This is a genomic window from Micromonospora coxensis (assembly GCF_900090295.1).
GTDB classification, from domain to species: Bacteria; Actinomycetota; Actinomycetes; order Mycobacteriales; family Micromonosporaceae; genus Micromonospora; species Micromonospora coxensis.
The window spans coordinates 788,001-814,310 of sequence record NZ_LT607753.1 but is presented as its reverse complement, the minus strand read 5'-3'; the positions used below and the strand labels follow the sequence as shown (position 1 = coordinate 814,310).

The window sequence follows — 26,310 nt, the reverse complement described above, 5'->3', positions numbered from 1 at the left end:
GCACCGGTGTCGCGTCGCGGCGGGCCCCGTCACCGGGGCCGGGCCGGACGCCACGGGTTGTCCGGGTCGGTGCCCACGCCCGCGGTCCGGTGGGTGCGGATGCCGTACGTGGGGGCGCCGTGGTGGGGGATCGGCCCGAGGTAGCCGTGGCCGGTCAGGTGGCACCAGGCGGGCAGGTCGAGCGGCGCGGCGGGGTCGGTGGTGCGCAGGTGGACGACGGTGCCCGGGGCGACGTCGGCGACCAGGGCGCGCAGTTCCAGCAGGAGCCGCACGCAGCCACGGTCGCCCCCGTCGAGCACCACCGGCTCCGGACCGGACGGCAGGGGTGTCATGCCGGCTCGTAGTGGGTTCGCCAGGAGGCGCCCCCGTCGTCACTGACCAGGACCCGGTCGTCCGCGGTCGCCAGGTACAGCGACGCCCCGTGCCCGGTCATGGCGCGGGCGGCAGCGCCGGCCCGGCCGCGCCGCTGCCAGGTCGTCCCGGCGTCGCCCGAGTGCCAGACGACGCCCTCGGCGTCGGCGCCGTACAGGTCCTGCCCGGCCGGCCAGGTGAGCACGACCAGCGGCGGCGCCGGCGCCAGCGGATGCCAGCCGCGCCCGCCGTCGGTGGAGCGTTGCAGCCCGTTGCGGCCCACGGCGAGCACCTCGTCGGGGTCGGCGGGGTCGACGTCGAACGCGCCGATCGCGGTCAACGAGCGGTGTTCCCAGGTACGGCGGTCGGTGCTGACCATGAACGCGCCGTCGGTGGAGTTGTACCCGTACAGCGCACCGTGCGCGGCGCGCAGGCCGTGGAAGTCCGCCCGACCCGACAGCGAGGTGGCCGTCCAGGTGCCGCCGGCGTCGGTCGATTCGACCAGGCCGAGGTTGCCGGGCCCGTCGTCGCCCTCGCCGGGGTGCCCGGAGGCGACGAACCGGCCCGGGCCGGTCACGGCGAACCCCATCAGGTCCGAGGTGTGCGCCGACACCCGCACCGCCGACCTGGCGCCGTCGACGCGGTACAGGCCGTGGTGGGTCGCGAGGTGCACGCGGCCAGTGCCCGGGTCGACGGCGAGGGCGTGGACGTGGCCGAAGTCCCCGGCGCGGGCCTGCCGGTCGTCGCCCGGGTCGGCGCCGGAGAGCAGGACCGTCGCGGCGACCACGGCGGCGAGCACCGCGCCGGCTGCCGCCACCGCCACGGCCGTGGCCCACCGGCCGCGCGCACGGCGGGCCGGGCTGCCGGTCGTCCGGGTCGACGGGGCGGTGCGGCGGCGGGTCCTGGTGCTCATCGGAGGGCTCCTGGGCGCTCGGCCGGTCGGGGCGTCGTCACGGTGTCACCTGGAACAGGCCGTCGGCGCCGCGGGTGGCGTCGGCGAACCGGTGGGTGAGCATCGGGTACTGCCCGGGTGCGGGGAAGGCGAACTCGACGAAGCCGCCCTGCGCGGGGGCCAGGTCCAGCGACTGGGCGCCACCGGCGGCGGCGTCGGGACGCAGCACGTAGGCGCCTTCCTTGTAGACGGTGTCGAAGACGGTGCCGACCACGTGGAACGAGGTCGGGGCCGACGGCCCGGCGTCGACGACCCAGATCCGGGTGCGGGTGCCGGTGGTGGCGGTCAGCGGCGCGAAGCGGTACTGACCGGCGTAGCCGTTGAAGGCCACCGCGTCGTACTCGGCCCGGTAGAGCTTGCCCAGCCGGGCGAGCCCGTCCTGCGGGCCGAGCGCCAGCTCCGACTGGACCAGGACGAACTCCCGGTCCACGGGCGCGAGCCGGGGTGGGTCGACGATGATCGCGCCGAACATGCCGTTGCCGATGTGGTGCACCGCCGGGGCGCTGCCGCAGTGGTACATGAACGCGCCGGCCCGCTGTGCGGTGAACGTGTAGGTGAGCCGTTCACCCGGTTCGATGCTGCGCATCTGCGCGTTCGGGGCCACCTGGGAGGCGTGGAAGTCGATCGAGTGGCCGGTCGAGCCCTCGTTGACCAGCGTCACCACGAACCGGTCGCCGACCCGGCCGCGCAGCGTGGGACCGGGCAGCATGTCGTCGTACGTCCAGGTCCGCTGGCGTACGCCGGGGGCGACCTCGCGCACCGACTCCCGGACGGTCAGCGTGATCCGGTGCTCCCGGCCGGGCGGGGCGGGCGGCAGCGTCGCGTCGCGGGCGCGGAACCGCGGGCCGGGGGTCGCGCCCGGGTCGTACACCGCCGGGTCGCCCTCGGTGCCCTCGTGGGTGCTGTGGTCGTGCCCGTCCTCGGTGCCCAGGTTCGGCTCGCCGGACGCCTCGTGTCCCGGGGCGTGCGCGGTGGCCGGTCCGCCCGCGAACCGGTCGCCGGCGGCGTAGGCCGTCCCGAGCAGCAGCACGAGGGCCAGGCCGCCGGCGACCAGGCGGCCGGGGCGGTGGCGTCGGGCGTCCGGCGGCTGCGGGGGCTCCTGCGTCTGCTCATCGGTCATTCCCTCAGGCTTCGTGCGGAAAATGCCGGCCGGCAGGGACCGGGGACCCGGGTTGCGGCCCGATGGGCCCGGGCCGGCGGTGCGGTCGCCGGGCCAGGTCCGCCGCGGCGCGGGCCGGGCGGGCCGTACAACCCCGTGCGGGTACGGACTTTGGTCCCGCCAGCTCGGGACCGCAGCCTCACGACCTGCGGACTTCGAGGGCGGAGGCTGAATGGGCCGGACGCGCCCCTGCGCGTCCCCGACGGGGACGACCCGTCGACCGCTCATCTTCGAAGGAGTGACCGCCGTGTCGCCACAGCGCTCGCCGGACGCCGCCAGGACTCCCGCGACGGACCAGGTGCCCGGGACGGCGCCGCTGCTGGCCGCTCGTCGGTTCCTGACCAGGGAGACCGTCGGCGACCACGGCCGGACCCTGCACGAGGTCGACGGCAACGGGTGGGAGTCGTTCTACCGGGACCGCTGGCGCTACGACCGGGTCGTCCGGTCCACCCACGGGGTGAACTGCACCGGCTCCTGCTCGTGGAACGTCTTCGTCAAGGACGGGTTGATCACCTGGGAGCACCAGGCCACCGACTACCCGACCACCGGCCCCGACGCGCCCGACTACGAGCCGCGCGGCTGCCCGCGCGGGGCGTCGTTCTCCTGGTACGAGTACTCGCCGTCGCGGGTGCGCCACCCCTACCTGCGGGGCGTGCTGGCCGAGATGTTCCGCGAAGGGCTCCAGCGGCTCGGTGACCCGGTGCTGGCCTGGGCCGAGATCGTGGAGAACCCGCTCAAGGCGCGGGCGTACAAGAGTCAGCGCGGTCGCGGCGGCTTCGTCCGGGCCAGCTGGGACGAGGCGATCACGATGATGGCGGCGGCGCACGTCTACACCACCAAGACGTACGGGCCGGACCGGGTCGTCGGGTTCTCGCCGATCCCGGCGATGTCGATGGCGTCGTTCGCCGCCGGCACCCGCTACCACGCGCTGCTCGGCGGCACCCTGCTCAGCTTCTACGACTGGTACGCCGACCTGCCGATCGCCTCGCCGCAGATCTGGGGGGACCAGACCGACGTGCCGGAGGCCGGCGACTGGTGGAACGCCACGTACCTGATGATGTGGGGCTCCAACATCCCGGTGACCCGTACCCCGGACGCGCACTTCCTGGCCGAGGCCCGCTACAAGGGCACCAAGGTGGTCGCGGTCAGCCCGGACTACGCCGACAACGTCAAGTTCGCCGACGACTGGCTGGCCCCGCACCCCGGCACCGACGGCGCCCTGGCCATGGCCATGGGACACGTCGTGCTCACCGAGTTCTTCCGGGACCGGCAGGTGCCGTACTTCACCGACTACGTGCGCCGCTACACCGACCTGCCGTTCCTGGTCACGCTGCGTCCCGGCCCGGCCGGCGCCTGGGCGGCGGACCGCTTCCTCACCGCGGCCGACCTCGGTGAGGCCGACGGCGCGCACAAGACCGTCCTGGTCGACGAGCGCACCGGCGAGCCGGTCGTGCCGAACGGGTCGCTGGGCTTCCGGTACGGCGACGCCGGTGAGGGCCGCTGGAACCTGGACCTCGGTGACGTGGTCCCGGCGCTGGGCCTGCTCGGGCACGGCGACGACACGGTGGAGGTCGACCTGGCCCGGTTCGACGTCGGCGACACCGAGGGCGGGGCCACCATGCGCCGCGGCGTGCCGGTGCGGCGCGTCGGCGAGCACCTGGTCACCACGGTGTTCGACCTGCTGATGGCCCAGTACGGGGTGCGCCGCGGCGACCTGCCGGGGGAGTGGCCCACCGGCTACGACGACGCGGACGCGCCGAACACCCCGGCCTGGCAGGAGCGGATCACCGGGGTGCCGGCCTCGCTTGCCGCGCGGATCGGCCGCGAGTTCGCCCGCAACGCCGAGCGCAGCCGGGGCCGCTCGATGATCGTCCTGGGCGCCGGCGCCAACCAGTGGTTCCACTCGGACATGACGTACCGGGCGTTCATCGCGCTGGTCACCCTGACCGGCTGCCAGGGCGTCAACGGTGGCGGCTGGGCGCACTACGTCGGCCAGGAGAAGGCGCGGCCGATCACCGGCCAGCAGCACATGTCGTTCGCCTTCGACTGGCAGCGTCCGATGCGGCACCAGGCCAGCACCCCGTTCTGGTACCTGCACACCGACCAGTGGCGCTACGAGCGGGTGCCGGCCGACGAGCTGTCCTCGCCCCTGGGCACCGGCCGCTTCGCCGGCATGGCGTTCGCCGACACGATCGCCGCCGCGCAGCGGATGGGGTGGAGCCCGGGGCACCCGGCGTTCGACCGCAACCCGCTGGACCTGACCGACGAGGCCGCCGCGGCCGGGATCAGCGTGCAGGAGCACGTCGTCGCCGAGCTGACCGCCGGCCGGCTGCGGGCGGTGGCGGAGGACCCGGACGACCCGGCGAACTTCCCCCGCTGCCTGACCCTGTGGCGGGCCAACCTGCTCGGCTCGTCCGGCAAGGGCAACGAGTACTTCCTGCGTCACCTGCTCGGAGTGGACTCGTCGGCGACGGCGAGCGAGTGCGACCCGGAGCACCGGCCGCGCGACGTGGTGTGGCGTGAGGAGGCGCCGGTCGGCAAGCTCGACCTGCTCACCGCGATCGACTTCCGGATGACCAACACCGGCCTGCACGCCGACCTGGTCCTGCCCGCCGCCACCTGGTACGAGAAGCACGACATCTCGACCACCGACATGCACCCGTTCGTGCACGCGTTCAGCCCGGCCGTCGAGCCGCCCGGTGACGCGCACACCGACTACGACACGTTCCTGGCCCTGGCCGACCGGGTCAGCGAGCTGGCCGTGGAGCACCTGGGCGTACGCCGCGACGTGCTGGCCGCGCCGCTGCAGCACGACACCCCGGACGAGCTGGCGATGCCGAGCGGGCGGGTGCGCGACTGGAAGGCCGGCGAGTGCGCGCCGGTGCCGGGGCGGACGATGCCGAAGCTGGTCGAGATCGAGCGGGACTACACGCTGATCGGCGCGAAGATGCGCGCCGTCGGCCCGTTGCTCGACACGCTGGGCACCACCACCAAGGCGCTCACGGTCGACGTCACCGACGAGGTGGCGTACCTGCGGCACGAGAACGGGGTGGTCACCGAGGGCCCGTTCGTGGGGCGGCCGTCGCTGGCCACGGCCGACCGGATGTGCGAGGCGATCCTGGCGCTGTCCGGCACCACCAACGGCCGGGTGGCCGCGGCCGGCTTCGCGGCCCTGGAGAAGCGCACCGGGCAGCGGTTCGCCGACCTGGTCGAGGGACACGAGAGCGACCGGATCACCTACCCGGAGACGCAGGCCGCGCCGCAACCGGTCTTCACCAGTCCGGAGTGGTCGGGGTCGGAGAAGGGCGGACGCCGCTACTCGCCGTTCACCCTGAACGTGGAGCGGCTCAAGCCGTGGCACACGATCACCGGCCGGCAGCACTTCTTCGTCGAGCACGACTGGGTGGCCGAGCTGGGGGAGCAGTTGCCGGCGTTCCGCCCGCCGCTGAACATGGCCCGGCACTTCGGCCGCCCCGGTGAGCTGGTGGACGGGGGTGTGACGGTCCGGTTCCTCACCCCGCACGCCAAGTGGTCCATCCACTCGATGTACCACGACAACGAGCTGATGCTGGCGCTGTCGCGCGGTGGCCCGGTGATCTGGATGAGCATCGAGGACGCGGCGAAGATCGGCGTCCGGGACAACGAGTGGATCGAGGCGCACAACCGCAACGGCGTCGTGGTGGCCCGGGCGGTGGTCAGCCACCGGATGCCCGAGGGCACGGTGTTCCAGTACCACTCGCCGGAACGCACGGTGAACGTGCCGAAGGCGGAGCAGAGCAACCGCCGCGGCGGCTACCACAACTCGATGACGCGGCTGCTGGTCAAGCCGACCCACCTGGCCGGTGGGCACGCGCAGTTCACGTACGCGTTCAACTACTACGGCCCGATCGGCAGCCAGCGCGACGAGATCACCGTGATCCGCCGCCGCACGCAGGAGGTGGAGTACTGATGCGTATCCGTGCGCAGGTCGCCATGGTGATGAATCTCGACAAGTGCATCGGCTGCCACACCTGCTCGGTCACCTGCAAGCAGACCTGGACCAACCGGGAGGGCACCGAGTACGTCTGGTTCAACAACGTCGAGACCAAGCCGGGCATCGGCTACCCGAAGCACTACGAGGACCAGGACCGCTGGCACGGCGGCTGGAAGCTGGACGGCAAGGGCCGGCTGGTGCTGCGCTCCGGTGGCCGGGTCAAGCGGCTCACCCGGCTGTTCGCCAACCCGGACCTGCCCTCGCTCGACGACTACTACGAGCCGGCCACCTTCGACAAGGACATCCTGGTCAACGCGCCCGCCGGGCTGACCGACACCCCGGTCAAGCGGCCCCACTCGGCGCTGACCGGCGAGCCGATGGCCGTCACCTGGGGCGCCAACTGGGAGGACAGCCTGGGCGGGGCGCACGAGCACGCCGGGGCCGACCCCAACATCGCCCGGATGCCCGCCGAGGCCGCGGCAAAGGTGAAGTTCGAGTTCGAGAAGACCTTCATGTTCCACCTGCCGCGCATCTGCGAGCACTGCCTCAACCCGGCGTGCGTGTCGGCGTGCCCGTCCGGGGCGATGTACAAGCGGGCCGAGGACGGCATCGTCCTCGTCGACCAGGACAAGTGCCGGGGCTGGCGGATGTGCGTGTCGGCGTGCCCGTACAAGAAGGTGTACGTCAACCACGCCACCGGCAAGGCGGAGAAGTGCACCCTGTGCTTCCCCCGCATCGAGGCCGGGCAGCCCACCATCTGCTCGGAGACCTGCGTCGGTCGACTGCGCTACCTGGGCATCGTCTTCTACGACGAGGACGCCGTGCTCGCCGCCGCGTCGGTGCCCGACGAGCACGACCTGCTCGACGCGCAGCGCGCCGTGTTCCTCGACCCGGAGGACCCGGCGGTGCAGCAGGCCGCCCGCGACGCCGGCATGCCGCAGGAGTGGCTGGACGCGGCCCGACGCTCGCCGGTGTGGAAGCTGATCAGCGAGTACCGGATCGCCCTGCCGCTGCACCCGGAGTACCGCACGCTGCCGATGGTCTGGTACGTCCCGCCGCTGTCGCCGGTGCTGGACGCGGTCGGCGCCGCCGGCCGCGACGACACCGACGCCGACGACGTCTTCCACACCATCCGCGACCTGCGCATCCCGGTGGAGTACCTCGCCGAGCTGTTCACCGCGGGCGACGCCGAGGCGGCGGCCGGGGTGCTGATGAAGCTGGCCGTCATGCGCTCCTACATGCGGCTGCGGACCCTCGACGGCACCGTCGCCGAGGAACTGCTGGCCGGCATCGGCATGACCGCCGAGCAGGTCGAGGCGATGTACCGGCTGCTGGCCATCGCCAAGTACGACGAGCGGTACGTCATCCCGAAGGCGTACCGCAAGGACGCCGCCGCGTTGGAGGCGCAGGCCGCCACGCAGGAAGGCTGCTCGCTCGACTGCGAAGGAGGTCCGGGCATGAGCGCGGAGGCCACCGTGCAGAGCTTCCACCTGGTCGCCGGCGACGAGGTACGCCCCGGCCGGCCGGGGCTGTTGTCCCGACGCGCGGACGGTCGGCGCGGGCTGACCATCAACCCGCTGCGGAGCCGGTCGTGAACGCCTCACCCGCGGACCGGGCCCGCATCTTCCAGCTCGCCTCGGTGCTGCTCACCTACCCCGACGACGACCTGCTCGGCGCCGGCGAGGAACTGCGCGCGGCCGCCGCCGCGATCGGGTACGACCCGGCGCGGCGGCAGGTGGACGAGTTCCTGGACTGGTTGCTCGCCAGCACGCCGATCGAGGCGCAGCGGCACTACGTGCAGACCTTCGACCTGCGCCGCCGCAGCGGGCTCTACCTCACGTACCACCTGCACGGCGACACCCGCAAGCGCGGCATGGCGCTGCTCGTGCTCAAGCAGCGCTACCGCGCGCACGGTCTGCGGCTGGCCGACGGCGAGCTGCCGGACCTGCTGCCGGTGGTGCTGGAGTTCGCCGCCACCGTCGGGCCCGGCGACGGCGAGGCGCCGCTGCGCCAGCACCGCCAGGGCATCGAGCTGCTGCGCAGCGCGCTGGCGGAGTCGGGCACCCCGTACCGGCTGCTGCTCGACGCCGTCTGCGCCGTGCTGCCCGAACTCACCGACGCCGACCGGGCCGCCGTCGCCGCGCTCGCCGTCGACGGGCCGCCGGTGGAGACCGTCGGCCTGGAGTCGCTCGGGCACGGCCCCGATCTGCACGGGGCGAGCCTCGCCCCGTACCCCGTCTGCTCCTCGTCGGAGGCTGCGCGATGAACATCCTCGTCTGGATCGTCCTGCCGTACCTGTGCCTGGCGGTGTTCGTCGCCGGCCACGTCTGGCGGTGGCGGCACGACCAGTTCGGTTGGACCACGCACACCAGCCAGCTCCTGGAGAGCCGGCTGCTGCGTCTCGGCTCGCCCCTGTTCCACCTCGGCGCGTTCGGGGTCATCGGCGGACACGCCATGGGCCTGCTGGTGCCGGCGTCGGTCACCGAGCGGATCGGGATCAGCGAGCACCTCTACCACCTGACCGCGGTGTGGGGCGGCACGGTGACCGGTCTGATGCTGGTGCTCGGCCTGCTGCTGCTGATCGCCCGCCGGCTGGTCAACGGCCGGGTCCGGCGGGTCACCACCACCATGGACAAGGTCCTGTACGTGGCGCTGGCCGCGATGGTGGCGCTCGGCATGACCGCCACGGTCGGCACCAACCTGCTCGGCGACGGGTACGACTACCGGGAGAGCATCGCGGTCTGGTTCCGGGGGATCTTCTGGTTCCAGCCGCACACCGAGCTGATGACCGGTGCGCCGCTGGTCTACCAGCTGCACGCCATCGGCGGGTTCCTGTTCCTGGCGCTCTGGCCGTTCACCCGGCTGGTGCACGTCTGGTCGGCGCCGCTGGCGTACCTGTGGCGGCCGTACGTGGTCTACCGCAGCCGGCGCGGCGCGCCGCCGGCGCCGCAGCCGACCCCGGCGGCGGTCCGCGACGCCGCCCGCCACCCGGTGTCGTCGAGGCGCTGACCGTGCTGCCCGTACCGTGGTCAGGGCGTGGCGGTGCCGACGTCCTGACTACGGTATGGGCATGATCGGTACTGGAGGCAAGATGGACGAGGACTACCTGCCCGGCATCTACGTGCAGTTCCTGGAGCGCTTCCCGGACGTCGCGCAGGCCCAGGGCGCGCTGGCGCGCACGGTGCGCGAGCGCAATCCGTTCGACGACCGGACCGACCGGCTGATCAAGCTGGCGATGGCGATCGGCGCGGAGGCCGAGGGGGCGGTGCGCTCCAACGTGCGCAAGGCCCTGCAGCACGGGGCGACCCTCGACGAGGTCCGCGCGGTCGCGCTCGCCGCCATCACCACGTGCGGCTTCCCCACCGCGATCGCGGCGCTGGGCTGGATCGAGGAGGTCGCCGCGGGGCAGTCGGCCTCGTAGCCGACGGACGCGACGACGGTCAGGGCGGTGGCGGGCCGGTGTGCCGCTCGCCCGCCACCGGCGTCGCGCCGGAGTCCGCCGGGCCGCCGCCGGCCCGCCGGGTCGACCGCGCGGCCTCGACCGCCAGCGGCAGCAGCCGGTGGACGTCCTCGCCGTCGGGGTCGGCGTGCCGGCGCTTGCGTACGCCGTGCTCGCTGAGGACCACGTGGGCGTCGGGGGCCAGCCCGTGGCGGCGCAGCGTGGCGACGACGCACACCAGCGGGCAGCCGTCGAGCGCGACGATCGGCCGGCCGGAGTGGGCCAGGCGCAGCAGCGGCGCCACGTCACCGCCGAGCCCGGCGATGCACGACATCTCGGCCTCACCCAGGCGGTCCAGCCCGAGCGCCAGCGCGTTGGCGGTCTGCGCGGCGCTGGAACACCCGGAGCAGGAGTAGACGACCGGCTGATCGGCCCGCGCGCCGCGGCGCTGCCGGATCGGGGCGGGCGCGGCGGCCTCGTCCCCCCTCACCAGTGGCTCCCGGAGCAGCCGCCCACCGGCACCTCGATCAGCGTCGGCCCCGGCCGGGCGAGGCTGTCCCGCAACGCGGTGGCCAGCTTGTCGGCTCCCTCCACCCGCAGCGCCGTCACCCCGTAGCCCCGGGCCAGCGCCACCGTGTCGATGCCGGGCACCTGCAGTCCCGGCACCCCGGCCAGCCCGAGGAGGTCGCGGTAGTCCTCCAGCACCGCGTACCGGTCGTTGCGCAGCACGACCACCGTCAGCCCCACCTGATAGCGGACGGCGCTCCACAGCGCGGGCACGGCGTACTGGAACGCGCCGTCACCGACCACCGCCAGCACCGGCCGGTCGGGTCGGGCCAGCCGCACCCCGATGGCCGCCGGGACGCCGAAGCCGAGGCTCGCCCCCGCCGGGCTGTAGTACCCACCGGGCCGGGCGATGCGGATCTGGTCCTGGCAGTCCCGCATGCTCGACACCGCCTCGCAGACCAGCGCGGCCTCGGCCGGCAGCACCCGGGCGATCGTCGCGTACGCGGCTGCCGTGGTCATCGGCCGCCGGGTCAGGTCGACCGGTTCGGGTCGGGGCCCCGGTGCGGGGGCCGGACGCCCCGCCGCCGCGACCTCGTCGGCCAGCCCGGCGAGCGCCGCCACCGGATCGGTCAGCACCGCCTCCCCGAGTTCGGCCCGGGCCGCCTCGTCCGGGTCGTCGGTCAGCAGCACCAGCTCCGCCTCGCCACCGAGCAGCTGCCCCGGCACGTACGGGTACCAGCGGAAGGCGGTGGCGCCGGCCACCAGGATCAGGTCGTGGCCCTCCAGGGCCTTGCCGACCCGCGCCCGGCTCGGCGGCAGCACCCCCTGGAAGGCCGGGTGGGTGGTCGGGAACCCGCAGCGCGGCTCCAGCGGGGCCCAGTACACCGGCAGCCGGCACCGCTCGGCCACCGCCACCGCCGCCGCCCAGCCCGCCGGGCTGTCCAGTCCCGCCCCGACCAGCAGCACCGGGGAGCGGGCGGCGGTGATCCGGGTGGCCAGCCCGGCGAGCACCTGCGCGGAGGGCACGGCGCTGACGGCCACCCGCCGCGCGGCGAGCGACCGTACGTCGTCCTCGTCGACCTCGGCGGCCCAGTCGTCCATGGGCAGCGAGACCAGCACCGGGCCGCGCGGCGGCAGCGCGGCCAGGTGCGCCGCCCGGGCGAGCGCGGCCGGCACGTCCTGCGGCCGTGGTGGCTCGACGCTCCACTTGACCAGCGGGCGGGGCAGCACCGTCGGCTCGGGATTGGTCAGCATCGCCGGGCCGGTCAGCAGGGCGCGCACCTGCTGACCGGCGGTCAGCACCAGCGGGCTGCGGGCGGCCGCCGCGTTGACCAGTGCCCCCATGGCGGTCGCCACGCCCGGAGCGCTGTGCAGGTTGACCAGGACGGGGCGACCGGTGGCCTGGGCGTACCCGTCGGCCATCCCGACCACCACGCCCTCCTGGAGACCGAGGACGTAGCGGAAGTCGGTGGGGAAGTCGGCCAGCATCGGCAGCTCCGTCGACCCGGGGTTGCCGAACACGGTGGTGAGGTGGTGCGAGCGGAAGATGTCGAAGGCCGCCTGGCGTACCGAGATCATGGTTGAGCGTGACCCGGGGAAACCCCGTCGCGGCAGCGCGGAAGGTCCCCCCGGATCGGGGCCGCACGACCGTGGCCGATCGGGTTACGGTGCCGTCCCGGACCGCCGGGGTGCCGGCCGGGGCACAGGCCCGGGTGACGCGGGACCTTAGGCCCTACCCGGGCCGGAGTGAGCGTCGGCATCGTGGCTCTGACCTGCTGATCGCACACCGGAGCGGCCGAGGAGGAACCGGCGTGGAGGACCGACGCACCCTGCGGGAGTTGTCCCGGTCCGATGCGCTGCGCCTGCTGGCCTCGGTGGCGGTGGGCCGGGTGGTCTTCACCCAGCGGGCGCTGCCCGCCATCCGCCCCGTCAACCACGTGGTGATCGACGGTCTTGTCGTGTTCGGCACCCACGACGACTCGTCGGTGTCGACGGAGGTCGGCCGGGCCCGGGGGATCGTGATCGCGTACGAGGCCGACGAGATCGACGTGGCGAGCCGCACCGGCTGGAGCGTGGTCGTGACGGGGTTGGCGACCCGGGTCGGCGAGTCCGCCCTGGCCGACCGGTACCGGCAGTTGCTGCACCCGTGGGTGGGCACGCCGAACCACGTGATCACGCTCCAGCCGCGCCTGGTCACCGGGTTCCGGCTGGTGCCGGACCTGCCGCCGGCGGCCCTGTCGAGTCCCACCCCGTAGCGACCGCCGGCCGGCAGCGAGGCGGTCGCCGGTACGCGACGACCTCGGTGACCCGTTGTGCCGACGGCGTGGGGAGCCTGATCCGCGAGGGTCGCGCCGGCCGGCCTGTCGAGCGCCGGCGGCGTGCCCGGGCCAGCCCACAGGTGACCTGCCCCCGGTGTGGACGGGGGCGGCACGCCGTGCTTTCATCATGGTGTGCTGATATCACCGTCGCCTGATGTGATCAGGCTGCTGGCGGACCCGTTGCGGGCGCAGATCGTCGCGCTGCTCGCCGACGGCCCTGCCTGCACCTGCCACCTGGTGGAGGACACCGGGGCCAAGCAGCCGAACATCTCCAACCACCTGCGGTTGCTGCGCGAAGCTGGCCTCGTGGTCAGCGAACCGTACGGCCGGTTCACCTACTACCGCCTGGTGCCCGAGGTGCTCGAAGCCGCAGCCGGTCACCTGGCCGACCTGGCCGGACGTGCCCGGGCCCGGGCCGAGGCGCGCAGGGAGTGCCCATGACCGACATCGACCAGCGCGGGGTCGGGACGTCCCCGGTGATGGCCCGGCTGTCCCGCCTCGACCAGTTCCTGCCGATCTGGATCGGCCTGGCGATGGTGGCCGGCCTGCTGCTCGGCCGTCTCGTTCCCGGCCTGAACAGCGCCCTGGAGGCGGTGAAGATCGGTGGCATCTCCCTGCCGATCGCCCTCGGCCTGCTGATCATGATGTACCCGGTGCTGGCCAAGGTGCGCTACGACCGCCTGGACACCGTCACCGGTGACCGGCGGCTGCTGTTCTCCTCGCTGCTGCTCAACTGGATCGTCGGCCCCGCGCTGATGTTCGCCCTGGCGTGGATCTTCCTGGCCGACCGGCCCGAGTACCGCACCGGCCTGATCATCGTCGGGCTGGCCCGCTGCATCGCCATGGTGATCATCTGGAACGACCTGGCGTGCGGTGACCGGGAGGCCGCCGCGGTGCTGGTCGCCCTCAACTCGGTGTTCCAGGTCCTCGCGTTCGGCCTGCTCGGCTGGTTCTACCTGACCCTGCTGCCGCAGTGGCTCGACCTGCCCGGCGCCGAACTGACCGTCTCCGGTTGGGACATCGCCGTCAACGTCCTGATCTTCCTGGGGATCCCGCTGCTCGCCGGTTACCTGACCCGCCGGCTCGGGGAGCGGGCCAAGGGCCGCCAGTGGTACGAGGCGAGCTTCCTGCCGAAGATCGGCCCCGTCGCCCTGTACGGCCTGCTGTTCACCATCGTCATCCTCTTCGCCCTCCAGGGCGACGCCATCACCTCCCGCCCCTGGGACGTGGCGCTGATCGCGGTGCCGCTGCTGGTCTACTTCGCCGTGATGTGGGCCGGCTCGTACGCGCTGGGCCGGGCGATCGGGCTGAACTACGAGCGGACCACCACCCTCGCGTTCACCGCCGCCGGCAACAACTTCGAACTGGCGATCGCCGTGGCCATCGGCACGTTCGGGGTGACCAGCGGCCAGGCCCTCGCCGGTGTGGTCGGCCCGCTGATCGAGGTGCCGGTGCTGGTCGCGCTGGTCTACGTCAGCCTCGGCCTGCGGCGTCGGCTCTTCCCCGCCGTCACCGCGCCGTCGGCGGTGCGGTGATGCGACCGCACCGGATCCTCCGTCCCGCCGCCCACCTGATCGTCACCGCCGACAAGGAGCCCGAGAAATGAGCGACAAGCCCAGCGTCCTGTTCGTCTGCGTCCACAACGCCGGCCGTTCCCAGATGGCCGCCGGGTGGCTGCGCCACCTCGCCGGGGACGCCGTCGAGGTGCGCAGCGCCGGCTCCGCCCCCGCCGAGACGGTCAACCCCGCCGCGGTGGAGGCGATGCGGGAGGTCGGCATCGACATCACCGACCAGACCCCCAAGCTGCTGGAGTACGAGACGGCGCAGTCCTCCGACGTCATCGTCACGATGGGCTGCGGCGACGCCTGCCCGGTCTTCCCGGGCAAGCGCTACGAGGACTGGAAGCTCGAGGACCCGGCCGGCAAGGGCGTCGAGGCGGTGCGCCCCATCCGTGACGACATCCGTGACCGGGTGCGGCAGCTGGTCCGCGAACTCGTTCCCGGCCGGGCGTGACGGTCGGTCGCGGACGGCGGTGACGCCGGGATCCTCGACGGCCTGCGGTCAGGCGAGGATCCCGGCGCACACCCGTGAGCCGTTGCCCGACCCGGCGCGGGCGGCACGGGCGGCGTACTCCTGGTGGGTGAGCCCGGCTGCTAGGCGTCGGAGGCGACGGGCGCGCGCCGTCGCGCCGCCGTGCGCAACAGCCGCAGGCCGCTGCGGGCCGCGCCACCGAGGGCGAGCGAGGCGGGCAGGAAGACGAAGACCAGCGCCGCCACGCCGGACCAGCCCGCCAGGGTGGTCAGGCCAGGGTCGCGGATCGCGCCGATCGCCATTCCGAGAATGCGCAACGATCCGGGTATCCCGAAATACGCGAGATATCCGAGTGCGTAGACCAGACCGGGCACGTAGAGACAGACGAACAGCTTCGCCCAGCGCAATTCCCGCGCGGTGGCGTCGCTCAGCGTGGCGCGGTCGGCCGCGGTGTCCCGGCGTAGCCAGCGGCGCAGCACCGCCCCTTTCAGCACCCACAGATTCCGACTGCTCGTGGCGGCGGCGAACAGCGCGTACAGGTCCGTCCGCATGAATATCCACGTCTGGATGAGGATTCCGCTGATCTGCACGAGCACGAGCGTGCGGAGTAGTTGCACGACGGTCGGGTCGAGCCTCGGGGCGAGGAGTTCCTGCGCGATCAGGAACGCCCCCAGGGTCCCGGCGTCCAGCGCCATCCCGGCCAGGAGCGGCCCGAAACGCTGGCGGCGCGGCACGCTCCACAGCCGGGTCAGGTCGGCCTGGAACACCACGAAGTAGAGCCGCCGGCTGACCGATAGCGAGCTGCGCAGGCCGAGGCGGGCCGCGGCGGCGACATGTCCCGCCTCGTGCACGAGGATGCAGGCGACGGTGACGAGCGAGACGAGCAGCAGGCTGGACAGCGCCGACCGGGTGGGCACCAGGTCGGTGTAGTGGGGGCGCAGCTGCGGGCGGGCGACCAGCAGCAGGACGGCGGCGACGGCCAGCGTCGCGTGGACGGCCCAGCCGACGGGATGGAAGAGGACCCGACCGACGACCCGCCAGCCGGCGGCGGCCGACCCGGTGTCGCCCGCGCCGTCGGTGGCGTCGTCGCCCGCCTCCGTGAGCAGGCCGTGCTCGACCAGCGTGTCGACGAAGTCGGCGACGTCCACCGGCTCGCCGGCGAGTTCCTCGGCGCGGGCGGCGCACCGCTCGATGCTCTCGCCCGCCTGCAACCAGCCGATGACCGTCGCGCCGATCTCCGGCACGGCGAGGTACTCCGCCGAGTGCAGGCTGCCGACGATGTAGACGTCGCCGTCGGGCACCACGGTCAGCGTGGCGAACCGCTCGGCGGTGGGCGCGGTCACCGGCCACCGTCCGCGCTCCGGTGGCACAACGCGCAGTCGGGGTGCCGCTCCCAGCCGGTCGCGTCGACGCGCATGCGGTCGCCGATCTCGATCGTCTGGTACGTGCCACCGGCGACCGGCTCCTCCGTCCGGGCGAGGTAGCGCTGCGCCTCCAGCGCGATGAGCCCGGACAGCAGTTGCGCCACCGGCCCGGTGGTGCGGTTCACCGGGTCGGCCTCCAGCCGTAGCCCGCTGCGGACCCACTCGTCGCGTCCGCGCAGGTCGTCGTCGCGGTGCAGCTCCAGGCAGAGTCGGCAGGGCGTGTGCCCGGGCTCGACGGACCAGTAGAACAGGGTGGAGAGCTTGAAGCCACCGGCGATGAACGGCACGCCGAGGTCGAAGCACGCCTCGTTGGTCATGAGCTGGATCCCGACGGGCTGGTCGGCGGCGAGCACGACGAGGTCCACGTCGGCGCCGAGCGCGCGGATCGTCGCGGCGTCGGTGACCTCCTGCTCGACGGCTTCGACCACCGTCTGCGGTGCGTACCGCCGGGCCCAGGCCGCGGCCGCGGCCACCTTGGACCGACCGATCTCGCCCGCGCCGTAGACGAACTGGCGGGCCAGGTTCTTGGGCTCGACCGTGTCGAAGTCCACGATCCGCACCCGTGCCACGCCCAGCCCGAGCAACGACTGGAGGACTCCGCCGCCGAGGCCACCCGCCCCGATCACCAGCACGGTGGAGTGGGCGAGCCGGTGGTGCAGGTCGCCGCTGGACCTGCCGAGGTCGGCGTAGAGGTCGTAGAAGCGCAGGTTGCTCTCGTGCCGGCGCAGCGTCTCCGCGTCCGGGTCGGCGTCGGCGTTCTCCAGCAGCCGCAGGTCGTCCAGCGCGGCGATGGCGTCGCGGACGTCCTCGGCGGTGGTCGGGTGGCCGAGGCGGGTGAGTTCGGCCGGCAGGTCGGCCTCCTCGTGGGCGCCCTGCGCCAGCAGCTCGACCAGCGCCCGCACGCCGCCGCCGGGGTCGTCGAGGTGGATCCGCTCGGTCGGCCGCCGGTAGATGACGACCGTGCCGTCGGTGGTGAGTGTGTTCAGAGACTTCAGCCTGGGACGCACGGCGGTCGTGATCCTTCCTCGACGGTGTGGTGGGCGGGCAGCGGCCCGGTCCGCCAGGGCGGACCGGGCCACGTGGCGTTCGTCAGGCGCCGCCCTCCAGCTCCGGGTCCGGGTGCGGACGGGTCGCCTCGATACGCTCGACCTTGATCACCTTGATCTTCATTTCTGTACACCTCCGCTCTGTTTCTCGCGTCGACCGCACGACGTCCTGAAGGTTGTCTCCAAGGCGTCGTGGTGTGCCGAAAACATCTCTCACACCCTTGCCCCGCCGCAACCATTCGATCGCCTTGGCGACAATGCCGGAAACCGGCCGTCGATCCACCCTGGCCGTTTGCCGGATTTCGGGTTCCCGCTCGTCGGGAAATGTCCTCCGAAAGGGCTGAACGCTCGTTTGCCCCGGGATCCCGGAGTGGTCCGTGAATGCCTGTTCGACTCGATCTCGTTGCCGTCGTCCGGCAGTGGGGCGAGCGGCACGGAGGCCGAGCCGTCGGGTCGGCGGGCACGCGGGGTCGCCGGCGCCCGAGCGTCCCGTACGCCGACGTCCTGTCCGGTGGTGCGGACGCTGACGCCGATCCGGCAGAACGCACCATCGAGGGCCTGGTGATGGACGCCTGAGCCCACGGGCCGGGTCGTCCCGGCGGGCCGGAGTCCTACGCCGCGCTCTGCGAGCAGCTCGTCCGGTTCCCGCCCGCGCGTTTCGCGGCGTACATCGCGCGGTCGGCGTGGGCCAGGGTCTCGCCGAGGGAGTACGCCAGGCCGCTGGCGACCCCGACGCTGAGTCGGGCCCGCCAGGGCGTCATGTCGGCCACGGCGTCCACCGCCCGCTGGGCGACCTGCCGCGCGGCCGTCGCATCGGCTCCCGGGAGGATGGCGACGAACTCGTCCCCGCCCAGCCTGGCCACGAAGTCGCCCTTCCGGACGCTGGTCGTGAGTACCAGCGCCACGGCCCGTAGCACGTCGTCGCCGGTGGCGTGCCCCAGCGAGTCGTTGATGTGCTTGAAACGGTCGATGTCCACGATCAGCACCGCGACCGGATCGGCGGCGACGCCGGAGCCGGCCAGGCTGTGCAGGAAGTTGTCGAGGCCGCGGCGGTTGGCCACCCCGGTGAGCGGGTCCGTCTGCGCCGCCCGCTCGGCCCGCTCGTGCTGCCACCGCAGGACGTCGTACGACTGCATCGTCACCGCCGCGTGCAGCCAGCGGTGCCGCTGCCGCCACAGGAGTTCGGCGAGCGCGTCGCCGTAGGTGAGCCCCGGCGCGGCGTCGCGTGAGCCGTTCGCCGCGAGCAGCACCGCGTGGGTGCGGTGCAGCGCCGCCGAGATCAGCCAGTCGGTGTCGGGGGACAGCGAGGCGACGGCGTCCTCGATGACCCGCAGCGCCTCGTCCGGCCGCCCCGAGCGGCTGAGCGCGACGGCGTGGAAGGGCCGGCACAGCAGCAGCTCGGGCTGGTGCTCTTCCAGGCCGCAGCCGCGCAGCAGGGTGATGTAGCGGGGGATGTCGGCCGCCGCGCCGACCGGGTCCTGTCGGTCGGCGCGGGAGCACGCCGCGAACAGCGACGCCGAGAGCCGCCACACGTCCGCCTTCGGTCCGGAGGCCTCCGCCGACGCCCGCAGCGCGTACTCCTCGGCGGCGGTGGTGTGCTTCTCCGCCTCGGCGACCTGACCGACCTGGTACAGCTCCAGCGCCCACATCAGGTGCAGCTCGGCCAGGTTGCACAGCCACATCGCCCGGTTGCCGTTGTCCGGGTACGCCGCCCGGCAGGCCGCCTCGTACGCCGCCTGGAACTGGGGCGCGGCCAGTTCGTAGAGGCGCAGCTGGGCGTACCCGATCGCGATGCCGGTGTGGGCGTTGCCCGCGATCACCGGATCGGGTTCCTCGGTGAGCAGGGCGGTCTCCGCGCTGACCAGATCGCGCAGGATCGACTCGATGTCGTGCTCGGCGATGTCCTGGTCGCCGAGGCGCAGTCGCCGGGTGGCGCGCAGCGACAGCGCGCAGGAGCGCCACCCGACGCTGCGTTCACGATCGGCGGCGGCCAGCATCAGGTCGGCGGCGGCGATGGCGGCGTGCAGGTCACCCAGCCGGGTCAACGCTACGACGCGCGCGAAGTGCATCGCCGCCGGACCGTCGCCGATCTCGCCGGTGCGCTCCCGAAGCGCCGAGTCGGCGACCGCCAGCGCCTGGGCCGCGCCGCCGGCCTGCGCCTCCTCCAGGAGGGACAGGGCCCGGAGGGTCACCTCATCCATGCGGTCACCTCCGTACCGCGCAGGATTGAAACAGCCCGATATTACGGTAGCGGCTCCACTTTGGAGGAGCCGCGGCTGCCGTCCGGCGCGCCTTCCGCCCCGCACCTAGGTGCGGATACTCAGCACGGTATCGGTGTGACGGCTCAGGTGCGCCCGGCCCGGGCCGCCGAGGATCGTGGGCATGGCCCAGACGTTGCACCGAGCCTCCGATCCCCGCACGGTCGCCGTACCCGGCCCGACGGCCGGCGACCGCTGGCGCGGGGCGCACCTGTCGGTCGTCACCCGGGTGTGCGGCGCCACGATCCGCCTCGCCGGACGCCGTCCCGTCCTGTGGCGATGGGCGGCCCGGCTCCACCACCCGCTGGTGGACCGGCTCGCGGCGGCCCAGGCACGCGCGGTCTGCGCGCTCGCCGCGCGGGACGTGCCGGCGTACCGCGACTTCCTGCGCGCCCGGCCCGGCGCGGCCCGCCGGCGGCTCGACGACTTCCCGGAGACGGACAAGGACAGCTACGTCGTCGCCTACAGCGCCGCACGGCGCTGCCGGGGCGGCCGCCTGCCGGCGCGGGGCGTGGTGGTCGACGAGTCGGCGGGCTCGTCGGGCCGGCCGTTCAACTGGCCGCGCGGCGAGCGGGAACTGCGCGCGGTGCACCAGGACATCGCCGGCTACACCAGCCTGGTCTTCCCGATGCGCCGGCCGTTCGTCATCAACGCCTACTCGATGGGCGCGTGGGCGACCGGCACGACGACGGGCACCGCGATGGCGCGGATCGCGGTGGTGAAGAACACCGGGCCGGACCTCGGCAAGATCGTCGACACGCTGCGCGAGTTCGGCCCGGACTTCGACTACCTGATCACCGCGTACCCGCCGTTCCTCAAGCACCTGCGCGACCGGCTCGACGCCGAGGGCTTCGCCTGGGCGCGCTACCGCATCTCCGCCAGCTGTGGGGGAGAGGGGATGACCGAGGCGCTGCGCGACTACCTGGAGGAGCGCTTCCAGCGGGTCCGGTCGGCCTACGGCGCCTCGGACCTGACCATCGGCATCGGCGCGGAGACCCGGTTCACCGTGTGGCTGCGACGACGCCTGCGCACCGACGCCGACCTGCGCACGGCGCTGCTCGGCCCGGACGAGCAGCGGCTGCCGATGGTGTTCCAGTACAACCCGTTGACCACGTACCTGGAGACCAACCAGCGGCGGGAACTGCTCTGCACGATCACCAGCCCCGACGTGCTGCAACCGCGGCTGCGCTACAACGTCGGCGACGAGGCGCTGCTGGTCGGCCATGCGCGGATCCTCGAACTGGCCCGTGCCGACGCCGGACGCTGGGCGGAGTGCCGGGCGGCGCTGGCCAGCGAGCGGATGACCATGCCGGTGCTGCTGCTGTTCGGCCGCCGCGACTCGACCGTGTCGTACCTCGGGGCCAACCTCTACCCGCAGGACGTCGAGTACGGCCTGTACACCAGCAACCCGTACGCCGCCGAGATCAGCCGGTTCTGCCTGAGCCTGGTCGAGGACGCCGCCCTGGAGACCCGGCCGGTGATCCACCTCGAACTGCGGCGCGCGCTGCCCGAGGCGGACCGCGCCGCCCTCGCCGCCGCCTGCCGCAACGGGGTGCGACGGCACCTCGCGCAGGTCTCCCGCGACTTCGCGCAGTCGCTGACCGAGGACCCGACCGCCGGCGACCTGCGCGTCGAGCTGCACGAGCCCGGCGGCGGCCCGTTCGCCGGACAGCAGAAGATCAAGAACGTCTACCTGGTGGGCTGACCGATGCGTACCCGTGACTTCTCCCAGGCCCCGGCGCAGGCGCGGGCCGGCGCCATGTTCATCGGCGCGACCCGCTACCGCGGCCCGCTGGCGATCCTGCGGCTCGTCCCGGCCTGGCTGCGGATGGTCCGCGACCTGCGCCGGATGCGCGGCTACCGCTGGCACACGGTCTACTGGCAGTTCCCGTTCACCCTCGGCACGATCGCCTTCTTCGCCGACCGCGACGCGATGCTGCGCTTCGCCCGCTCCCGGCACCACCGCAGGCTGATGGTCTGGGTCACCGACGGCGACCGCAACGCCACCGGCGGATTCATCCGCCTCTACACCGCCGAGCCCGACGGCTACTCCAACGGGGTGTGGCGGGCCGAGTCCCCCGACATGGCGCTCATCCCGACGTTCACCCCGCTGGCCTCGGAGACCACCGGACCGGCGGTGCGACGATGACCGGCCACCGCTTCGAACGGGTGGTCGACCGGCGCGGCCTGCGTGACTTCGTCACGCTCACCGACCGGGTGTACGCCGACGAGCCGCGGCACGTGCCCACACCGCGCCAGCAGATCCGGCGGTGGTGGCGCGACGGCGTGCCGATGTACGTGCTGCGCGACGGCTCCGGGGCGGTGGTGGGCCGCAGCACGCTGCACACCGACGCCGCCTTCGACGCGAAGGTGGGCCGCCGCTGCCAACTGTTCGGGCTCACCGAGTTCACCGCGCCGGCGGCGCGGCCGCTGTTCGAGGCGCTCGCCGCGCGGGCCGGCGCCGACCGGGAGGCGCTGTTCGGTCCGGTGGCGCTGCTGCCCAACCAGGCCGGCGGCGTCATCACCTCCGGGTACGCCGACCGGGGTTTCATCGACAGCGCCTGGAACCCGCCGCGGTACGTGACCGCCTACGAGTCGTACGGCTTCCACCGGCGGTTCGAGTCGGACACCTGGATCTGCCCGGTGCCGGACGGCGGCGAGGACGCCGTCGGGGGCACCGACCCGGACGGCGCGGAACTGCGGGTGCACCGGGGCGACGTCCGTCGGCTCGACGAGCAGCTCGACCTGTTGCGGGAGCTGCTGAACGCGTCGTTCGCCCAGCTCGGCTACTACACCGAGATCTCCGCCCGGCAGCTGCGCCGGCAGACCGACGGCCTGGCGTACCTGCTGGACGAGTCACTGCTGCTGTACCTGACCAGGGCGGGACAGCCGGTGGCGTTCGTGCTGTGCGTGCCGGACATCAGCGAGTACGTGGTCCGGGTCCGGGGCGACCTGCACCTGCTCCACCAGCTGCGGCTGCTGGCGACCCGACGCCGGTACCGGCGGGAGGCGGTGCTGATCGTCAAGGGCGTGCTGCCCCGGTACCAGGGGCGCGGATACCAGCGGCTGCTCTCCGCCGAGCTGCGTCGCAACCTGCACACCGGCGGCTACACCACGCTGCGCAGCACCTACGTCGGCCGGGACAACCCGGCCTCGGCCGCGCAGTACCGGGCGCTGGGCGGCCGACCGTTGCACGGGTACACCTTCTACGAGAAGGCGCTGTAGGTGGACGTCGACGCGTTGCGCATCCTGGAACCGCTCTGCTGGCGGGCGCCGAGCGCGCACAACACCCAGCCCTGGCGGCTCGACTACCGCCCCGGGGCGGTCCGGGTGGGGTGGGACCCGGCGGACACCCTGCCGGCCGCCGATCCCACCGGGCGTGACCTGCGACTGTCCCTCGGCGCGTTCGTCGAGACCTGCCTGATCGTCGGCGCAGACCTGGGCGTGCCGCTGGAGTTCGTCGCGGACCACTGCGCCCGGGACCGCCGGGTCGGCTGGCTGCGCACCGCCCGGCGCCGCTACGACAGTCCCTTCACCGCGGTGCAGGTGCAGGCCCGGCGTACCCACCGGGGCCGGTTCTCGACCGGCCCGGACGCCCGGGTGGTGGACGCCGTCGACGCCGTCGCCCGGCAGGCCGGCGGGTCGGTCCGGGTCGTCGCGGACGGTGACCTGCTGGCACGCCTGCTCAGGACGGCGGACCAGCAGTTGTACGCCGACCCGGCGGTGGTCGGCGAGCTGCGGTCGTGGCTGCGGCTGACCCCGGCGCACCCGGACTACCGCGCCGACGGTCTGACCGGCCGCTGCCTCGGCCTGTCCCCGGTCGAGGCGAGCGGACTGCGGGCGGCGTTGGCGGCGTACCCGGCGCTGCGCCGGCTGGGGCTGCCCCGGCTGCTCGCCGCGGCGGCCGGCAACCCGCTCGCGCTCGGCGGCGCGGTGCTCGTCCTGGTCGGGCCGCCGGACCTGGACGACGCGGCGCAGCTCGGGTTCGGTCGGGTGCTGATGCGGATCTGGCTGACCCTGCACGCGGCCGGGCTGGCGGCGCATCCGCTCAGCCAGCTCATCGACGCGTCCGCCACCCGTACCGCGCTCGGCGCGTTGCTGGACGTGGCGCCGCAGCGGCTGCTGCACGTGGCCCGGGTCGGCTGCCCGGTGGGTCCGTCGGCGCGCTCGGCCCGCCGGGTCGGCGGGCCGGGATAGCGCGGTCAGTGACGGCACCCCCCGGCGTGCCCGGCCCTCCGGTGGCGTCGACCGGCGGGGCCGCCCGGTCGGGACGGCGCCGTGGCCGCAGGGCCTTCCGGAGCCGGGGCGTGGTCGTCGCCAGGCGCGTCACCCGTTCGCCGGGCACCCGCGTGACAGAATCGGTAGACCGGTCTATTGTTCGCCCATGAACTCCCACAGCAGGGGCTCCCTGAGCAAGGGCGCCGCGACCCAGCAGCGGATGGTCGAATCCATGCTCGAGCTGGTGCAGGTGCACGGCTACGCCGGCAGCGGCCTCAACACGGTGCTGGCGCACTCCGGGGCGCCGAAGGGCTCGCTCTACTTCCACTTCCCCGAAGGCAAGGAGCAACTCGGCGAGCGTGCCGTCGGGCTCGCGGCTGAGCGCTTCGAGACGTTGATCACCGACGCCCTCACGGCTGCCGACCCGCGGTCGAGCGCCGGGTCGGTCGTGGAGTCCGTACTCGAGGTGTTGTGCCGGATGCTGGTGGAGAGCGACTTCAGCGTCGGGTGCCCGGTGTCGGTGGTGGCGCTGGAGATGGGGGTCGAGAGTGAGCGGCTGCGCAGTGCCTGCGAGCGGGCCTACGAGAGCTGGATCGTCCCGGTCGCCGACTTCCTGGTCAGCCGCGGACACGGCGCGACCGCGGCGCGGGCGACCGCGTCGTCGGTCATCAGCCTGGTCGAGGGCGCGATGATCGTGGCGCGCGCCCGGCGCGACGTCCAGCCGATGCGGGACGCCGCGCGGACGCTGCGCACCCTGCTCGACCTTCCGCCGGTCCCGACGGAGGCCGGCAAGTGATCCGGGCCGGAGCCGATCGGCGCGCTCTGGTGTTCGGCGCGACCGGGTTCCTCGGCCGCTGGCTGATCGTCGAGTTGACCGCCCAGGGCATCCCGGTGACCGCCGCGGTGCGCGGCGCCGACTCGGCCGACCGGCTGAGTGGATGGCTGGGCCGCCACGGCGTCACCGGCGACGTCGCGTCGGTCGTGGTCGACTTCGCCTCCGAGGACCTCGGGCTCGCGGCCGACTCAGCCGCGCTGCGCGGCGTCACGGAGATCTACAACCTCGCGGGCGCGTTCCGGTTCGGGATGTCGGTGGACGAGGCGGTCCGGGGCAACGTGGCCAGCGCCCGGCGCATCGTCCTGCTGGCCGCGCGCCTGCCCGGGTCGCCCCGGCTGGTCCACGTCTCCGGGTACCGCGTCAGCAGCCACGGCGCCCGGCCGGCAGCGCGCTCGGCCGAGGCGTACGCCCGACTCGGCGCCTACGAGGCCTCGAAGATCGAGGCCGACGGCGTCGTGCGGACGACCGCCACGAACCTCGGCGTGCCGGTCACGATCATCAACCCCGCCACGGTGTCCGGTGTCGGCGCGACGGGCGAGTCCGATCAACTGATCGGCCTGGCGGCGAACCTGCGGGAGCTCTGGCACGGCAGGCTCGCCGCGCTCCCGGGCGACGGCGACACCTTCGTGCCCGTCGTCACCGTCGACCATCTCGCGCGGTTCATGGCGCTGGTGCCGACGGTGCCCGAGGCCGTCGGGCAGTCCTACTGGGTGCTGGACGACGACACGCCCCCGCTGCCGGACCTGCTCCAGGCGGTCGCCGCGCACTACCAGGTCCCCGTGCCACGCCTGCGGATCCCCGTCCGCCTGGTGAAGCGGCTGCCGAGCCGGCTGACGAAGGCCGATCCCGAGACGCTGAGCTTCCTGTCGTCCGATCGCTACCCGACGGCGCCGGCACACGAGCTGGCCGCCGCCCACGGGCTCACCCAGCCGGAGACGCTGCCGTCGATCCTGCGCTGGGCCGACCACCTCGCCGCGCACCGGTTCGGTCGGTCACGCGGCGGGCCGGGCCGGGGGTTCGCGTCGTACGCCGGCGTGCACACGTTCGGCCTCGGCGACGCCGCCGGACGCACCCTGGTCCTGCCGGGGCTCCCGGTCAATGCCGACACCTGGGCCGACACCGTGGACGCCATGCCCGAGCCGGCCCGGGTGCTCGATCTGCCGGGCCTGGGCATGAGCGCCGGCGACGAGCGCCGATGGGCCCCCTGGCTGGCCGCCGTGACCGAGGGGCGGGACGGCCTGCACCTCGTCGGGCACTCCGTCGGCGCCGCGGCCGCCGTCGAGTTCGCCTCGGCGCATCCCGAGCGGGTGGACCGGCTGACCCTGGTCGCACCGGCCTTCCTCCAGCCCGCGCCGAGCCTGCCGACCAGGCTGGTGCCGCTGACCGCGGCGTACCTCCGGTTCGTGACCGCGTCGGCGCTGTCGCGCACCCTGCTGGGCAGCGAGGAATTCGCCGACGCGTTGGAGAGCAGCGTCGTCGACCTGCGCCGGCCGGGCGTCGCACGCCGGATCGCGCGACTGCTCGCCCGAGGCGCGCGGCGGCGCACGCGCAGGGCACTGCGGCAGCGGCTGCTGGCCTTCACCGGCGAGGTCCATCTCGTCGTCGGCGAGCACGACCCGCTGTCACCGGAGGCGCTGGCGGCGCTGGGCGACCGACACCGGGTCACCACGATCCCGGGCGCCGGTCACCACCCGCAGCTCACCCACCCGGGCGAGCTGGCCGACGCGATCGGGACCACCGTCGCGTCGTCACTGCGGGCCGGCTGAGCAGGGCTGCCGGGCCGCCGCCGGGTGCGCCCG

The 26,310-nt window shown here is 73.6% G+C and carries 24 protein-coding genes; 15 read left to right on the top strand and 9 right to left on the bottom strand.

Annotated features, from left to right (window positions below):
* Positions 1-29 precede the first annotated feature (29 nt).
* From GA0070614_RS03580 to GA0070614_RS03570, 3 genes are read right to left on the bottom strand one after another with little or no spacing between them, the layout of a single operon-like run.
* A complete protein-coding gene (locus GA0070614_RS03580; protein WP_088974626.1) occupies positions 30-332 on the bottom strand; it encodes a sulfurtransferase TusA family protein in 303 nt (100 codons plus the stop codon).
* On the bottom strand, positions 329-1,264 hold the full coding sequence (locus tag GA0070614_RS03575) for a F510_1955 family glycosylhydrolase (protein WP_231933509.1): 936 nt from the start codon (positions 1,262-1,264) through the stop codon (positions 329-331). The genes GA0070614_RS03580 and GA0070614_RS03575 overlap by 4 nt, the downstream gene beginning before the upstream one ends.
* Positions 1,265-1,301: 37 nt before the next feature.
* On the bottom strand, positions 1,302-2,423 hold the full coding sequence (locus GA0070614_RS03570) for a multicopper oxidase domain-containing protein (RefSeq protein ID WP_197701420.1): 1,122 nt from the start codon (positions 2,421-2,423) through the stop codon (positions 1,302-1,304).
* 355 nt (positions 2,424-2,778) lie between these two features.
* Here GA0070614_RS03570 and GA0070614_RS03565 point away from each other — a divergent pair, with 355 nt between their 5' ends.
* The 5 genes from GA0070614_RS03565 to GA0070614_RS03545 all read left to right on the top strand — a co-directional run bounded on the left by GA0070614_RS03565 (position 2,779) and on the right by GA0070614_RS03545 (position 9,856).
* Positions 2,779-6,411 carry a nitrate reductase subunit alpha gene (locus GA0070614_RS03565; RefSeq protein ID WP_197701459.1) on the top strand — a complete coding sequence of 1,211 codons (3,633 nt, stop codon included), beginning with the start codon at positions 2,779-2,781 and terminating at the stop codon, positions 6,409-6,411.
* A complete protein-coding gene (gene narH, locus GA0070614_RS03560) occupies positions 6,411-8,030 on the top strand; it encodes a nitrate reductase subunit beta (RefSeq protein ID WP_088974624.1) in 1,620 nt (539 codons plus the stop codon). Before GA0070614_RS03565 ends, narH begins: the two co-directional genes overlap by 1 nt.
* Positions 8,027-8,701 (top strand): nitrate reductase molybdenum cofactor assembly chaperone, encoded by a 675-nt coding sequence (narJ, locus tag GA0070614_RS03555; RefSeq protein ID WP_088974623.1) that lies wholly within the window; start codon positions 8,027-8,029, stop codon positions 8,699-8,701. Before narH ends, narJ begins: the two co-directional genes overlap by 4 nt.
* On the top strand, positions 8,698-9,444 hold the full coding sequence (narI, locus tag GA0070614_RS03550) for a respiratory nitrate reductase subunit gamma (RefSeq protein WP_088974622.1): 747 nt from the start codon (positions 8,698-8,700) through the stop codon (positions 9,442-9,444). The genes narJ and narI overlap by 4 nt, the downstream gene beginning before the upstream one ends.
* An 82-nt stretch (positions 9,445-9,526) precedes the next feature.
* The gene (locus tag GA0070614_RS03545) at positions 9,527-9,856 is read left to right on the top strand and encodes a carboxymuconolactone decarboxylase family protein (RefSeq protein WP_088974621.1); all 330 of its coding nucleotides are present in this window, start codon (positions 9,527-9,529) and stop codon (positions 9,854-9,856) included.
* 19 nt (positions 9,857-9,875) lie between these two features.
* Here the strand turns inward: GA0070614_RS03545 and GA0070614_RS31390 are convergent, their stop codons facing one another.
* Together GA0070614_RS31390 and mdlC are read right to left on the bottom strand one after the other, a co-directional pair.
* Positions 9,876-10,364, bottom strand: a complete 489-nt coding sequence (locus GA0070614_RS31390; protein WP_197701419.1) for a putative zinc-binding protein — start codon at positions 10,362-10,364, stop codon at positions 9,876-9,878.
* Positions 10,361-11,959, bottom strand: coding sequence for a benzoylformate decarboxylase (mdlC, locus tag GA0070614_RS03535; RefSeq protein WP_088974620.1), 1,599 nt, complete (start codon positions 11,957-11,959; stop codon positions 10,361-10,363). Before mdlC ends, GA0070614_RS31390 begins: the two co-directional genes overlap by 4 nt.
* Before the next feature lie 233 nt (positions 11,960-12,192).
* On the opposite strand from mdlC, the gene GA0070614_RS03530 reads away from it, so the two are divergent.
* The 4 genes from GA0070614_RS03530 (at position 12,193) to GA0070614_RS03515 (ending at position 14,712) form a co-directional block, all read left to right on the top strand.
* On the top strand, positions 12,193-12,636 hold the full coding sequence (locus GA0070614_RS03530; protein ID WP_157744924.1) for a pyridoxamine 5'-phosphate oxidase family protein: 444 nt from the start codon (positions 12,193-12,195) through the stop codon (positions 12,634-12,636).
* 219 nt (positions 12,637-12,855) lie between these two features.
* Positions 12,856-13,140 (top strand): ArsR/SmtB family transcription factor, encoded by a 285-nt coding sequence (locus GA0070614_RS03525; protein ID WP_088974619.1) that lies wholly within the window; start codon positions 12,856-12,858, stop codon positions 13,138-13,140.
* Positions 13,137-14,234 (top strand): ACR3 family arsenite efflux transporter, encoded by a 1,098-nt coding sequence (arsB, locus tag GA0070614_RS03520; protein WP_269459471.1) that lies wholly within the window; start codon positions 13,137-13,139, stop codon positions 14,232-14,234. Before GA0070614_RS03525 ends, arsB begins: the two co-directional genes overlap by 4 nt.
* A 67-nt stretch (positions 14,235-14,301) precedes the next feature.
* Entirely contained in the window at positions 14,302-14,712 is a 411-nt protein-coding gene (locus GA0070614_RS03515; protein ID WP_088974618.1) for an arsenate reductase ArsC, read from the top strand.
* Between the two features lie 140 nt (positions 14,713-14,852).
* Here GA0070614_RS03515 and GA0070614_RS03510 read toward each other — a convergent pair whose 3' ends face one another.
* The 4 genes from GA0070614_RS03510 to GA0070614_RS03500 all read right to left on the bottom strand — a co-directional run bounded on the left by GA0070614_RS03510 (position 14,853) and on the right by GA0070614_RS03500 (position 19,401).
* Positions 14,853-16,073: a hypothetical protein gene (locus GA0070614_RS03510; protein ID WP_157744923.1), complete on the bottom strand. Its 1,221-nt coding sequence runs from the start codon at positions 16,071-16,073 to the stop codon at positions 14,853-14,855.
* Positions 16,070-17,161, bottom strand: a complete 1,092-nt coding sequence (locus GA0070614_RS03505; protein ID WP_088974616.1) for a ThiF family adenylyltransferase — start codon at positions 17,159-17,161, stop codon at positions 16,070-16,072. Before GA0070614_RS03505 ends, GA0070614_RS03510 begins: the two co-directional genes overlap by 4 nt.
* 82 nt (positions 17,162-17,243) lie before the next feature.
* Positions 17,244-17,483, bottom strand: coding sequence for a hypothetical protein (locus GA0070614_RS30115; protein WP_157744922.1), 240 nt, complete (start codon positions 17,481-17,483; stop codon positions 17,244-17,246).
* 328 nt (positions 17,484-17,811) lie between these two features.
* The gene (locus GA0070614_RS03500) at positions 17,812-19,401 is read right to left on the bottom strand and encodes a GGDEF domain-containing protein (RefSeq protein WP_088974615.1); all 1,590 of its coding nucleotides are present in this window, start codon (positions 19,399-19,401) and stop codon (positions 17,812-17,814) included.
* A 181-nt stretch (positions 19,402-19,582) separates the two neighbouring features.
* On the opposite strand from GA0070614_RS03500, the gene GA0070614_RS03495 reads away from it, so the two are divergent.
* The 6 genes from GA0070614_RS03495 (at position 19,583) to GA0070614_RS03470 (ending at position 26,277) form a co-directional block, all read left to right on the top strand.
* Entirely contained in the window at positions 19,583-21,163 is a 1,581-nt protein-coding gene (locus GA0070614_RS03495; protein ID WP_088974614.1) for a phenylacetate--CoA ligase family protein, read from the top strand.
* A gap of 3 nt (positions 21,164-21,166) precedes the next feature.
* On the top strand, positions 21,167-21,607 hold the full coding sequence (locus GA0070614_RS03490) for a DUF4188 domain-containing protein (RefSeq protein WP_088974613.1): 441 nt from the start codon (positions 21,167-21,169) through the stop codon (positions 21,605-21,607).
* The gene (locus tag GA0070614_RS03485; RefSeq protein WP_088974612.1) at positions 21,604-22,683 is read left to right on the top strand and encodes a GNAT family N-acetyltransferase; all 1,080 of its coding nucleotides are present in this window, start codon (positions 21,604-21,606) and stop codon (positions 22,681-22,683) included. The genes GA0070614_RS03490 and GA0070614_RS03485 overlap by 4 nt, the downstream gene beginning before the upstream one ends.
* On the top strand, positions 22,684-23,655 hold the full coding sequence (locus tag GA0070614_RS03480; RefSeq protein WP_088974611.1) for a nitroreductase family protein: 972 nt from the start codon (positions 22,684-22,686) through the stop codon (positions 23,653-23,655).
* Between the two features lie 187 nt (positions 23,656-23,842).
* The gene (locus GA0070614_RS03475) at positions 23,843-24,472 is read left to right on the top strand and encodes a TetR/AcrR family transcriptional regulator (RefSeq protein WP_197701418.1); all 630 of its coding nucleotides are present in this window, start codon (positions 23,843-23,845) and stop codon (positions 24,470-24,472) included.
* Complete coding sequence (locus tag GA0070614_RS03470) at positions 24,469-26,277, top strand: alpha/beta fold hydrolase (protein WP_197701417.1); 1,809 nt, start codon at positions 24,469-24,471, stop codon at positions 26,275-26,277. Before GA0070614_RS03475 ends, GA0070614_RS03470 begins: the two co-directional genes overlap by 4 nt.
* The last annotated feature ends 33 nt before the right edge of the window (positions 26,278-26,310 follow it).